This window comes from Xanthomonas vesicatoria ATCC 35937, from assembly GCF_001908725.1.
Taxonomy (GTDB): Bacteria; Pseudomonadota; Gammaproteobacteria; order Xanthomonadales; family Xanthomonadaceae; genus Xanthomonas; species Xanthomonas vesicatoria.
In genome coordinates, this window is the sequence record NZ_CP018725.1 from 4,090,721 (window position 1) to 4,103,807 (window position 13,087).

Below are 13,087 nucleotides of genomic sequence, written 5' to 3' on the forward strand. Positions count from 1 at the left end.
CGGAGGAGTGCAATGGCTCTCAATCTGTCCCAGAAGCAAGAAGTAGTCGCCGAGCTGGCAGACATCGCCGCCAAGGCCCACTCCCTGATCGCCGCCGAATACGCTGGCACCACGGTCTCCCAGATGACCGCGATGCGCAAGCAGGCCCGCGAAACCGGCGTGTTCTTGAAAGTTGTCAAGAACACCCTGGCCGTGCGTGCCGTCGAAGGTACCGAATTTGCTGTCGCGTCTGACAAGCTGGTTGGTCCTTTGGTGTATGCGTTTTCGATGGAGGAGCCCGGCGCTGCCGGTCGCCTGATCAAGGAATTCGCCAAGAGCAACGACAAGCTGCAGGCCAAGGTTGTGGCAATCGGTGGGGAACTGTTCCCGGCGAGCCACGTCGACGTGTTGGCTTCGCTGCCGACCCGCGATCAGGCTCTGGCCATGCTGGCCCGCGTGCTGTCCGAACCGGCTGCCATGTTCGCCCGTGCCGTCAAGGCCGTTGGCGACAAGCAGGGTGGTGGCGACGAAGCCGCCGCGCCGGTCGCCGAGACTGCCGAAGCTTGATGTCCTAGCGTCTGCTAGAAACCATTCCAGAATCAATTTCTAAAAGGTAATCACAATGTCCCTTACCAACGAACAGATCGTCGACGCCATCGCCGAGAAGTCCCTGATGGAAGTGATGGAGCTGGTCAAGGCCATCGAAGAGAAGTTCGGCGTCTCTGCCGCCGCTCCGGTCGCTGCCGCTGCAGCTGGCCCGGCCGCTGTGGTCGAAGAACAGACCGAATTCAACGTGGTGCTGGTCAACTGCGGCGCCAACAAGGTCGGCGTCATTAAGGCCGTCCGCGCCGTGACCGGCCTGGGCCTGAAGGAAGCCAAGGATCTGACCGAAGCCGGTGGCATCCTGAAGGAAGGCGCGTCGAAGGACGAAGCCGAGAAGATCAAGAAGGAACTGACCGAAGCCGGCGCGACCGTCGAAGTCAAGTAAGCAGCATCTTGCATCGCCAGCGTTTCATGGTGATGCACTGAAGGCTGGGGGCCCAAAGCCCCCGGCCTTTGGCCGTTGATGGAAAGCAGGGATTTGACGGGCGGCATTCGGGATTCGGAAGAATCTTTGCCCATCTCAATCTCGTCCGTCCCAATCTCGGCCTCACCGAGTTGGTAGTTGGAAGTAGCAGGAGAAGGCGTGCTGGTGCCGGCAATACCAGCGACTTCCAACTGACAATTTTGTTATTTCAGGGCCGCCGCGACGTGGCCCCCGCAGCCTAGGGTGAAGACCTCATGACGTCTTATTCGTTCACCGAAAAAAAGCGTATCCGCAAGGATTTCGGTAAGCAGCGCTCGATTCTCGAAGTGCCGTTCCTGCTTGCCATCCAGGTGGATTCCTATCGTGAATTCCTGCAGGAAGACGTGGAGCCGACCAAGCGCAAGGACCTCGGTCTGCATGCTGCTCTGAAGTCGGTGTTCCCGATCTCCAGCTACAGCGGCAACGCTGCGCTCGAGTATGTGGGCTACAAGTTGGGTCAGCCGGTGTTTGACGAGCGTGAATGCCGTCAGCGTGGCATGAGCTATGGCGCGCCGCTGCGCGTGACCGTCCGCCTGGTGATTTACGACCGCGAGTCGTCGACCAAGGCCATCAAGTACGTGAAGGAGCAGGAGGTCTATCTCGGCGAAATCCCGCTGATGACCGGCAACGGTACCTTCATCGTCAACGGCACCGAGCGCGTGATCGTGTCGCAGCTGCACCGCTCGCCGGGTGTGTTCTTCGACCACGACCGTGGCAAGACGCACAGCTCGGGCAAGCTGCTGTACAGCGCTCGCATCATTCCGTACCGCGGTTCCTGGCTGGACTTCGAGTTCGACCCGAAGGACGCGCTGTTCACCCGTATTGACCGTCGCCGCAAGCTGCCGGTGTCGATCCTGCTGCGTGCGCTTGGCTACAGCAACGAAGAGATGCTGGCCGAGTTCTTCGAGATCAATACGTTCCACATCAATCCGGACGAAGGCGTGCAGCTGGAGCTGGTGCCGGAGCGTCTGCGTGGTGAAACGCTGAACTTCGACCTGGCCGATGGCGACAAGGTCATCGTGGAAGCGGGCAAGCGCATCACTGCGCGTCACGTCAAGCAGCTGGAAGCTGCGGGCGTTGCCGCGCTGGCTGTGCCGGACGACTACCTGGTCGGCCGCATCCTGTCGCACGACGTGGTCGATGGTTCGACCGGCGAGCTGCTGGCCAACGCCAACGACGAAATCAGTGAAGATCAGCTGGCTGCGTTCCGCAAGGCCGGCGTCGATGCGGTCGGCACCCTGTGGGTGAACGACCTGGATCGTGGTCCGTACCTGTCCAACACCTTGCGCATCGATCCGACCAAGACGCAGCTGGAAGCGTTGGTCGAGATCTACCGCATGATGCGTCCGGGCGAGCCGCCGACCAAGGAAGCCGCGCAGAACCTGTTCCACAACCTGTTCTTCACCTTCGAGCGCTACGACCTGTCCACGGTCGGCCGCATGAAGTTCAACCGTCGCGTTGGCCGCAAGGAAGTGCTGGGCGAGTCGGTGCTGTACGACAAGAAGTACTTTGCCGAGCGTAACGACGAGGAATCCAAGCGTCTGGTCGCCGAGCACACCGACACCTCCGACATCCTGGAAGTGATCAAGGTGCTCACCGAAATCCGTAACGGTCGCGGCGTGGTCGATGACATCGATCACCTGGGCAACCGTCGCGTGCGTTCGGTCGGCGAAATGGCCGAGAACGTGTTCCGCGTGGGCCTGGTCCGCGTCGAGCGCGCGGTCAAGGAACGCCTGTCGATGGCCGAATCCGAAGGCCTGACCCCGCAGGAACTGATCAACGCCAAGCCCGTGGCCGCGGCGATCAAGGAGTTCTTCGGCTCCTCGCAGCTGTCGCAGTTCATGGACCAGAACAACCCGCTGTCGGAAGTGACGCACAAGCGTCGCGTCTCCGCTCTGGGCCCGGGCGGTCTGACCCGCGAGCGCGCCGGCTTCGAAGTGCGCGACGTGCATCCGACCCATTACGGCCGCGTCTGCACAATCGAAACGCCTGAAGGTCCGAACATCGGCCTGATCAACTCGCTGGCCGTGTTCGCCCGCACCAACCAGTACGGCTTCCTCGAGACGCCGTACCGCAAGGTGCTGGACGGCAAGGTCTCCGACGACGTCGAGTACCTGTCGGCGATCGAGGAAAACGAGTACGTGATCGCCCAGGCGAACGCGCTGACCGACGCCAAGAACATGCTCACCGAGCAGTTCGTGCCGTGCCGGTTCCAGGGCGAGTCGCTGCTGAAGCCGCCGGCCGAAGTGCACTTCATGGACGTCTCGCCGATGCAGACCGTGTCGGTTGCCGCGGCGCTGGTGCCGTTCCTGGAACACGATGACGCCAACCGTGCACTGATGGGCGCCAACATGCAGCGCCAGGCCGTGCCGACGCTGCGTTCGCAGAAGCCGTTGGTGGGTACCGGCATCGAGCGTGCGGTTGCGCGCGACTCGGGCGTGACCGTCAATGCGTTGCGTGGTGGCGTGATCGAGCAGATCGACGCGGCCCGCATCGTGGTCAAGGTCAACGAGGCAGAAATCGGCGGCGGCACCGATGCCGGCGTGGATATCTACAACCTGATCAAGTACACCCGCTCCAACCAGAACACCTGCATCAACCAGCGTCCGCTGGTGAACGTGGGCGACGTGATCGCGCGCGGCGACGTGCTGGCCGACGGCCCGTCCACCGACATCGGTGAGCTGGCGCTGGGTCAGAACATGCTGATCGCGTTCATGCCGTGGAACGGCTACAACTTCGAAGACTCCATCCTGCTCTCCGAGCGCGTGGTGGAAGAGGATCGTTACACCACGATCCACATCGAAGAATTGACCTGCGTTGCGCGCGACACCAAGTTGGGGCCGGAGGAAATTTCCGCCGACATCCCGAACGTGTCCGAGCAGGCGTTGAACCGTCTGGACGAGAGCGGCGTGGTGTACATCGGTGCGGAAGTGCGCGCCGGCGACATCATGGTCGGCAAGGTCACGCCGAAGGGCGAGAGCCAGCTGACTCCGGAAGAAAAGCTGCTGCGTGCGATCTTCGGTGAGAAGGCGTCCGACGTGAAGGACAGCTCGCTGCGCGTGCCCCCGGGCATGGACGGCACCGTCATCGACGTGCAGGTCTTCACCCGCGACGGCATCGAGAAGGACAAGCGTGCGCGCCAGATCGAGGAATCCGAGATCAAGCGCGTCAAAAAGGACTTCGACGACCAGTTCCGCATCCTGGAAGCGGCCATCTACGCACGTCTGCGCTCGCAGATCGTGGGCAAGGTCGCCAACGGCGGTCCGAACCTGAAGAAGGGCGACAACGTCACCGACGCGTACCTGGACGGGCTGAAGAAGTCCGATTGGTTCCAGCTGCGCATGAAGGACGAAGACGCCGCGGATGCCATCGAACGCGCGCAGAAGCAGATCCAGGCGCACGAGAAGGAATTCGAAGCACGGTTTGCCGACAAGCGCGGCAAGATCACCCAGGGCGACGACCTCGCACCGGGCGTGCTGAAGATGGTCAAGGTGTTCCTGGCCGTGAAGCGCCGCATCCAGCCGGGCGACAAGATGGCAGGCCGCCACGGCAACAAGGGTGTGGTCTCCAACGTCGTGCCGGTCGAGGACATGCCGTACATGGCCACCGGCGAGCCGGTGGACATCGTGCTGAACCCGCTCGGCGTGCCGTCGCGCATGAACATCGGCCAGATTCTGGAAGTGCATCTGGGGTGGGCCGCCAAGGGCCTGGGTCGCAAGATCCAGCGCATGCTGGAAGCCCAGGCGGCGGTCAGCGAATTGCGCAAGTTCCTGGACGACATCTACAACCACGACAATGCGATCAATGCACAGCGCGTGGATCTGTCGCAGTTCAGCGATGAGGAATTGCTCAACCTGGGCAAGAACCTGATCGATGGCGTGCCGATGGCCACCCCGGTGTTCGACGGCGCCAGCGAAGCGGAAATCAAGCGCATGCTGGAACTGGCCGAACTGCCGCAGAGCGGCCAGACCCAGCTGTACGACGGTCGCACCGGCGAGGCGTTCGATCGCAAGACCACGGTCGGCTACATGCACTACCTGAAGTTGAACCACTTGGTCGACGACAAGATGCATGCACGCTCGACTGGCCCGTACTCGCTCGTCACCCAGCAGCCGCTGGGCGGCAAGGCGCAGTTCGGCGGTCAGCGCTTCGGCGAAATGGAAGTCTGGGCGCTGGAAGCCTACGGCGCGGCCTACACCCTGCAGGAAATGCTGACGGTGAAGTCCGACGACGTGCAGGGCCGCAACCAGATGTACAAGAACATCGTCGATGGTGAGCACGAGATGGTCGCGGGCATGCCGGAATCCTTCAACGTGTTGGTGAAGGAAATCCGCTCGCTGGCGATCAACATGGAACTGGAAGAGTGATCGAGACGGGTCCCGGCGCCGCAATGCGCTGCCGGGATCCGGAACGTAAGGCCCTCGGTTTCATCTCAGATACGAAATTCCTCCGACCCGGAGATATCAAATGAAAGACCTGCTCAACCTCTTCAATCAGCAGCGCCAGACGCTAGATTTCGACGCGATCAAGATCGCGTTGGCATCGCCTGACCTGATCCGTTCATGGTCCTACGGCGAAGTGAAGAAGCCCGAAACCATCAACTACCGTACCTTCAAGCCCGAGCGTGACGGCCTGTTCTGCGCCGCCATCTTCGGACCGATCAAGGATTACGAGTGCCTGTGCGGCAAGTACAAGCGCATGAAGCACCGTGGCGTGGTCTGCGAAAAGTGCGGCACCGAAGTCACCCTGGCCAAGGTGCGTCGCGAGCGCATGGGCCACATCGACCTGGCCTCGCCGGTCGCGCACATCTGGTTCCTCAAGTCGCTGCCGTCGCGTATCGGCCTGATGCTGGACATGACTCTGCGTGACATCGAGCGCGTGCTGTACTTCGAAGCCTATGTGGTCACCGAGCCGGGCCTGACCCCGCTCGAGCGCCGCCAGTTGCTGACCGAAGAGCAGTACCTGACCGCACGCCAGGAGTACAACGACGACTTCGACGCCGCCATGGGCGCCGAGGCCGTGTACGAGCTGCTGCGCACGATCGACCTGCAGTCGGAAATGACCCGTCTGCGCGAAGAAATCGCCAGCACCGGTTCGGAAACCAAGCTCAAGCGCCTCACCAAGCGCATCAAGCTGATCGAAGCCTTCCTGGAATCGGGCAACCGTCCGGAATGGATGGTCATGACCGTGCTTCCCGTGCTGCCGCCGGACCTGCGTCCGTTGGTGCCGCTGGATGGTGGCCGCTTCGCGACCTCGGATCTGAACGATCTGTACCGCCGCGTGATCAACCGTAACAACCGCCTGCGTCGCCTGCTCGAGCTCAATGCGCCGGACATCATCGTGCGCAACGAAAAGCGCATGCTGCAGGAATCGGTCGATGCGCTGCTGGACAACGGCCGTCGCGGCCGTGCCATCACCGGCACCAACAAGCGTCCGCTGAAGTCGCTGGCCGACATGATCAAGGGCAAGCAGGGCCGGTTCCGTCAGAACCTGCTCGGCAAGCGCGTGGACTACTCCGGTCGTTCGGTCATCACCGTCGGTCCGTACCTCAAGCTGCACCAGTGCGGCCTGCCGAAGAAGATGGCGCTGGAGCTGTTCAAGCCGTTCGTGTTCGCCAAGCTGCAGCGTCGCGGCCTGGCCACCACCATCAAGGCCGCCAAGAAGCTGGTCGAGCGCGAAGAAGCCGAAGTCTGGGACATCCTGGAAGAAGTGATCCGCGAGCACCCGGTGCTGCTGAACCGTGCGCCGACCCTGCACCGCCTGGGCATCCAGGCGTTCGAGCCGGTGTTGATCGAAGGCAAGGCCATCCAGCTGCATCCGCTGGTGTGTACTGCGTTCAACGCCGACTTCGACGGTGACCAGATGGCCGTCCACGTGCCGCTCTCGCTGGAAGCCCAGCTGGAAGCGCGTGCGCTGATGATGTCCACCAACAACATCCTGTCGCCGGCCAACGGCGAGCCGATCATCGTGCCATCGCAGGACGTGGTGTTGGGCCTGTACTACATGAGCCGCGCCCTGGAGAACAAGAAGGGCGAAGGCATGGTGTTCGCCAACACCAGCGAAGTGAAGCGCGCCTACGACAACCGCGTGGTGGAACTGCACGCCAAGGTCAAGGTCCGCATCACCCAGGTGGACGTGGAAGCCGACGGCAAGCGCAGCAGCGGCACCTCGATCGTGGACACCACGGTCGGTCGTGCGCTGCTGAGCGAAATCCTGCCCGAAGGCCTGCCGTTCCAGCTGGCCAACACCGAGATGACCAAGAAGAACATCTCGCGTCTGATCAACTCCAGCTACCGTCTGCTGGGCTTGAAGGACACCGTCGTGTTCGCCGACAAGCTGATGTACACCGGCTATGCCTATGCGACCCGCGCAGGCGTGTCGATCGGCATCGACGACATGCTGATCCCCGACGAGAAGAAGGGCATCCTCACCGAGGCCGAAGCCGAAGTGCTGGAAATCCAGGAGCAGTACCAGTCGGGCCTGGTCACCGCCGGCGAGCGCTACAACAAGGTCGTGGACATCTGGTCGCGCACCAGCGAGCGCATCGCCAAGGCGATGATGGATACCATCGGTACCGAAAAGGTCGAAAACGCCAAGGGTGAGACCATCGACCAGAAGTCGATGAACTCGCTTTACATCATGGCCGACTCCGGTGCGCGTGGTAGCCAGGCGCAGATCCGTCAGCTGGCCGGTATGCGCGGCCTGATGGCGCGTCCGGACGGCTCGATCATCGAGACGCCCATCAAGGCGAACTTCCGCGAAGGCTTGAACGTGCAGGAGTACTTCAACTCCACCCACGGTGCGCGTAAGGGTCTGGCCGATACCGCGTTGAAGACCGCGAACTCGGGTTATCTGACCCGTCGTCTGGTCGACGTGGCGCAGGACGTGGTGATCACCGAAGTCGATTGCGGCACCACCGAAGGGTTGATCATGACCCCGATCGTGGAAGGCGGCGACGTGGTGGAGCCGTTGAAGGAGCGCGTGCTGGGCCGCGTCGTGGCCGAGGACGTGTACCTGCCGGGCAACGACGAAGAACCGATCGTCACCCGCAACACGCTGCTCGACGAAGCCTGGGTCGCCAAGCTGGAAGACGCCAGCGTGCAGTCGGTGAAGGTGCGTTCGACCATCAGCTGCGAGTCGTCGTTCGGCGTGTGCGCACGTTGCTACGGTCGCGATCTTGCACGTGGTCACCAGGTCAACATCGGTGAAGCGGTCGGCGTCATCGCCGCCCAGTCGATCGGTGAGCCGGGTACCCAGCTGACCATGCGTACGTTCCACATCGGTGGTGCGGCATCGCGTGCGGCGGCAGTGGACAACATCACGGTCAAGACCACCGGTTCGATCAAGTTCAACAACTTGAAGTCGGTCGAGCACGCCAATGGGTCGCTGGTTGCGGTCTCGCGTTCGGGCGAACTATCCGTGCTCGATGGCCACGGTCGCGAGCGCGAGCGTTACAAGCTGCCCTACGGTGCCACCATCACGGCCAAGGACGGTGATGCGGTCAAGGCTGGCCAGGGCGTGGCCAACTGGGATCCGCATAACCACCCGATCGTGTCGGAAGTGGCCGGTTTCATCCGCTTCATCGACTTCGTCGACGGCGTCACCGTCATCGAGAAGACCGACGAGCTGACCGGCCTGGCGTCGCGCGAAATCACCGACCCGAAGCGTCGTGGCGCACATGCCAAGGAACTGCGGCCGATCGTGCGTATCGTCGATGGCAAGGGCAACGACCTCACCATCCCGAACACCGATCTGCCGGCGCAGTACCTGCTGCCGCCGCGCTCCATCGTCAACCTGCAGGACGGCGCTGCCGTCGGCGTGGGCGACGTGGTTGCGAAGATCCCGCAGGAAGCGTCCAAGACCCGCGACATCACCGGTGGTCTGCCGCGCGTTGCCGACTTGTTCGAAGCACGCAAGCCGAAGGATCCGGCGATCCTGGCCGAGCGCTCGGGCATCATCAGCTTCGGTAAGGACACCAAGGGCAAGCAGCGCCTGATCATCAAGGACACCGATGGTTCGGAACACGAAGAGCTGATCCCGAAGTACCGCCAGATCATCGTGTTCGAAGGCGAGCATGTCACCAAGGGCGAAACCGTGGTGGACGGCGAGCCAAGCCCGCAGGACATCCTGCGTCTGCTGGGTGTCGAGCCGTTGGCTGCGTATCTGGTCAAGGAAATCCAGGACGTCTATCGCCTGCAGGGCGTGAAGATCAACGACAAGCACATCGAAGTGATCACGCGTCAGATGTTGCGCAAGGTCGAGATCGTCGACCAGGGCAACAGCAAGTTCCTCAACGGCGAGCAGGTCGAGCGCCAGCGCGTCATCGAGGAAAATGCACGCCTGACCACGCGCAACGAACTGCCGGCCAAGTACGATCCGGTGTTGCTGGGTATCACCAAGGCCTCGCTGGCCACCGAGTCGTTCATCTCGGCGGCGTCGTTCCAGGAGACCACCCGCGTGCTGACCGAGGCTGCCGTGCGCGGCACCCGCGACAACCTGCGCGGTCTCAAGGAAAACGTGATCGTGGGCCGTCTGATCCCGGCCGGTACCGGTCTGGCGTATCACGCCGGCCGTCGCAAGTCGTCGGGTCTGACCGACTCGGAAATGGAAACGCTGTCGGGCAAGCCCGCAGTAGCCGAACCGGTCGCAGCCGTGGCCGACGCTGGCGCGGACGAGGAGTAAGCGCTCCGACGGCGGTCGCGAGACCGCCGTAAGCCAAGCGAAAGGGAGGGCAGGATGCCCTCCGTTTTCCGGCCTTGGATGGGCCAGCAGGGTTAGGTTTCCGTGAAGTTGACGGAGTTTCGTCCTGCCAGCTATACTTCTCTGTCTCGGTGGGCCGTTTCGCGGCCTGCCTTCGTTTTCATGCAAGGCCGTTTCGGCCTCCAATCAGAAGAATCGACTGATGGCAACGATCAATCAGCTGGTCCGCAAGCCCCGGCAAGCGACCACCTACAAGAGTGCCTCCCCGGCACTGGACAAGTGTCCGCAGCGTCGTGGCGTCTGCACACGCGTCTATACCACTACCCCGAAGAAGCCGAACTCGGCCCTGCGTAAGGTTGCCAAAGTGCGCCTGACGAACCAGGAAGAGGTCATCAGCTACATCGGTGGTGAAGGCCACAACCTGCAGGAGCACTCCGTGGTCCTGATTCGTGGTGGTCGCGTCAAGGATCTTCCCGGTGTGCGTTATCACACCGTCCGTGGTTCGCTGGACGCCGCCGGCGTCGCAAAGCGCCGTCAAGGTCGTTCCAAGTACGGCGCCAAGCGCCCGAAGAGCTAAGGAAATACTCTAATGTCCCGTAAAGGTTCTACTCCGCAGCGCACCGTCCTGCCTGATCCCAAGCATGGCAGCGAAACCATTGCCCGCTTCATCAATATGGTGATGCAAAGTGGCAAGAAGTCGGTTGCTGAGAAAATTGTCTATGGCGCGATGGACGTCATTGGCGAAAAGAATCCGAATGCCGTCGAGCTGGTGCAGAAAGCACTGGACAACGTGGCCCCGGCTGTCGAAGTCAAATCGCGTCGCGTTGGTGGTGCTACCTATCAGGTGCCCGTCGAAGTGCGCTCCTCCCGTCGCATGGCGCTGGCAATGCGCTGGTTGATCGATTCCGCGCGCAAGCGTGGCGAGAACACCATGCCGCGCAAGCTGGCTGCAGAACTGTTGGACGCCTCGGAAAGCCGCGGCGGCGCGATCAAGAAGCGCGAAGAGACCCACCGTATGGCGGAAGCGAACAAGGCGTTCGCACACTACCGCTGGTGACCTCGGGGGCCTTGGTAACGGGGCCCTTCAGCACCATATGAGTGCTGTTTGCGGCGCATGTTGCGTCGCATCCAATCCGAAGGCCGCCGAAAGGCGGCGTTCGGCCATCCGAAATCCAAGAAATTGAGAGGCTCCCCGTGGCCCGCACCACCCCTATCGAGCGTTACCGCAACTTCGGCATCATGGCCCACATCGATGCCGGCAAGACCACCACCTCCGAGCGCATCCTGTTCTATACCGGTGTCAGTCACAAGATCGGCGAAGTCCATGACGGCGCTGCAGTGATGGACTGGATGGAGCAGGAGCAGGAGCGTGGTATCACCATCACCTCCGCTGCGACCACGGCGTTCTGGTCGGGTATGGACAAGTCCATGCCGCAGCACCGCTTCAACATCATCGACACCCCCGGGCACGTCGACTTCACCATTGAAGTGGAGCGCTCCTTGCGCGTGCTCGATGGTGCGGTGTTCGTGCTGTGTGCGGTCGGTGGCGTGCAGCCGCAGTCCGAGACCGTGTGGCGCCAGGCCAACAAGTATTCCGTGCCGCGCATGGCCTTCGTCAACAAGATGGACCGCACCGGTGCCAACTTCGACAAGGTCGTTGAGCAGCTGAAGGCCCGCCTGGGTGCCTATGCCGTGCCGATGCAGGTGCCGATCGGTGCCGAAGACGGCTTCGAGGGCGTGGTCGACCTGCTCAAGATGAAGGCGATCCATTGGGATACCGCTTCGCAGGGCACCACCTTCGAATACCGCGACATCCCGGCCGATCTGGTCGATGTTGCGACCGAGGCGCGTTCGTTCATGGTCGAAGCGGCTGCAGAAGCCAGCGAAGACCTGATGGACAAGTACCTCAACGAAGGCGACCTGACCGAAGAAGAGATCCTGGTGGGTCTGCGCGAGCGCACCCTGAAGGTCGAGATCGTGCCGGTGTTCTGTGGCTCGGCGTTCAAGAACAAGGGCGTGCAGGCCATGCTCGACGGCGTCGTGCACCTGTTGCCGTCGCCGGCCGATCGCCCGCCGGTTGCAGGTATCGACGAAGACGAGAAGGAAGACACCCGCGCTGCAACCGACACCGCGCCGTTCTCGGCGCTGGCGTTCAAGATCATGACCGACCCGTTCGTGGGTTCGCTCACGTTCTTCCGCGTCTACTCGGGCACCTTGAATTCGGGCGACCAGGTCTATAACCCGGTCAAGTCGAAGAAAGAGCGCGTGGGCCGCATCCTGCAGATGCACTCCAACAACCGCGAAGAGATCAAGGAAGTGCGCGCTGGCGACATCGCCGCTGCCGTGGGTCTGAAGGACGTCACCACTGGCGACACGCTGTGTGCGCAGGACAAGATCATCACCCTGGAGCGCATGGTGTTCCCGGAGCCGGTGATCTCGATGGCGGTGGAGCCCAAGACGAAGTCGGACCAGGAAAAGATGGGCATGGCCCTGGGCCGTCTGGCGCAGGAAGATCCCTCGTTCCGCGTCAAGACCGACGAAGAATCCGGCCAGACCATCATCTCGGGCATGGGCGAGTTGCACCTGGACATCATCGTCGACCGTATGCGTCGCGAGTTCAATGTCGAGGCCAACGTCGGCAAGCCGCAGGTGGCCTATCGCGAAACCATCCGCAAGTCCGACGTCAAGTCCGACTACAAGCACGCCAAGCAGTCCGGTGGTAAGGGTCAGTACGGTCACGTGGTGATCGAGCTGTCGCCGATGACCGAGGAAGATCGCAAGAGCGACAACGTCAAGGATGATTTCCTCTTCATCAACGACATCACCGGCGGCATCATCCCGAAGGAATTCATCCCCTCGGTCGAAAAGGGTCTGCGCGAGACGATCACCAGTGGTCCGATTGCCGGCTTCCCGGTGGTGGGCGTGAAGGTCAAACTGGTGTTCGGCTCGTACCATGACGTCGACTCCTCGGAAATGGCGTTCAAGCTGGCCGCATCGATGGCGTTCAAGCAGGGCTTTGCGAAAGCTAGCCCGGTGTTGCTGGAGCCGATCATGAAGGTCGAAATCGTCAGCCCGGAGGATTACCTGGGCGACGTGATGGGCGACGTAAGCCGTCGTCGTGGCGTGTTGCAGGGTCAGGACGACAGCCCGTCGGGCAAGATCATCAACGCGATGATTCCGTTGGGCGAAATGTTCGGTTACGCGACTTCGCTGCGCTCGATGAGCCAGGGCCGTGCGACGTTCTCGATGGAATTCGACCATTACGAAGAGGCACCGGCCAACATCGCCGACGCCGTCACCAAGAAGGGCTGAGTTCGCTCAGCCGCTTCAAAAAATTTTCCA

Annotated in this window: 7 protein-coding genes; all 7 read left to right on the top strand. The window is 62.1% G+C overall.

The window, feature by feature from the left end; genetic code table 11:
* Positions 1-12 precede the first annotated feature (12 nt).
* The 7 genes from rplJ (at position 13) to fusA (ending at position 13,057) form a co-directional block, all read left to right on the top strand.
* Positions 13-546: a 50S ribosomal protein L10 gene (gene rplJ / locus BJD12_RS17765; RefSeq protein WP_005993339.1), complete on the top strand. Its 534-nt coding sequence runs from the start codon at positions 13-15 to the stop codon at positions 544-546.
* 55 nt (positions 547-601) lie between these two features.
* Positions 602-967, top strand: coding sequence for a 50S ribosomal protein L7/L12 (gene rplL, locus BJD12_RS17770; RefSeq protein ID WP_005993341.1), 366 nt, complete (start codon positions 602-604; stop codon positions 965-967).
* 293 nt (positions 968-1,260) lie between these two features.
* Positions 1,261-5,412: a DNA-directed RNA polymerase subunit beta gene (gene rpoB, locus BJD12_RS17775; protein ID WP_039423924.1), complete on the top strand. Its 4,152-nt coding sequence runs from the start codon at positions 1,261-1,263 to the stop codon at positions 5,410-5,412.
* A 100-nt stretch (positions 5,413-5,512) separates the two neighbouring features.
* Positions 5,513-9,727 (top strand): DNA-directed RNA polymerase subunit beta', encoded by a 4,215-nt coding sequence (gene rpoC, locus BJD12_RS17780; protein WP_005993346.1) that lies wholly within the window; start codon positions 5,513-5,515, stop codon positions 9,725-9,727.
* Between the two features lie 220 nt (positions 9,728-9,947).
* Positions 9,948-10,322, top strand: coding sequence for a 30S ribosomal protein S12 (gene rpsL, locus BJD12_RS17785; protein WP_003469157.1), 375 nt, complete (start codon positions 9,948-9,950; stop codon positions 10,320-10,322).
* Positions 10,323-10,334: 12 nt separating this feature from the next.
* Positions 10,335-10,802, top strand: a complete 468-nt coding sequence (gene rpsG / locus BJD12_RS17790; RefSeq protein WP_005993356.1) for a 30S ribosomal protein S7 — start codon at positions 10,335-10,337, stop codon at positions 10,800-10,802.
* Positions 10,803-10,939: 137 nt separating this feature from the next.
* Positions 10,940-13,057: an elongation factor G gene (gene fusA / locus BJD12_RS17795; protein ID WP_005993358.1), complete on the top strand. Its 2,118-nt coding sequence runs from the start codon at positions 10,940-10,942 to the stop codon at positions 13,055-13,057.
* Positions 13,058-13,087: the final 30 nt, after the last annotated feature.

Excerpts from the sequence above, each read along its gene's own strand:
- rplJ (WP_005993339.1), top strand. The coding sequence starts at position 13 with ATGGCTCTCAATCTGTCCCAGAAGCAAGAAGTAGTCGCCGAGCTGGCA.
- rplL (WP_005993341.1), top strand. The coding sequence starts at position 602 with ATGTCCCTTACCAACGAACAGATCGTCGACGCCATCGCCGAGAAGTCC.
- rpoB (WP_039423924.1), top strand. The coding sequence starts at position 1,261 with ATGACGTCTTATTCGTTCACCGAAAAAAAGCGTATCCGCAAGGATTTC.
- rpoC (WP_005993346.1), top strand. The coding sequence starts at position 5,513 with ATGAAAGACCTGCTCAACCTCTTCAATCAGCAGCGCCAGACGCTAGAT.
- rpsL (WP_003469157.1), top strand. The coding sequence starts at position 9,948 with ATGGCAACGATCAATCAGCTGGTCCGCAAGCCCCGGCAAGCGACCACC.
- rpsG (WP_005993356.1), top strand. The coding sequence starts at position 10,335 with ATGTCCCGTAAAGGTTCTACTCCGCAGCGCACCGTCCTGCCTGATCCC.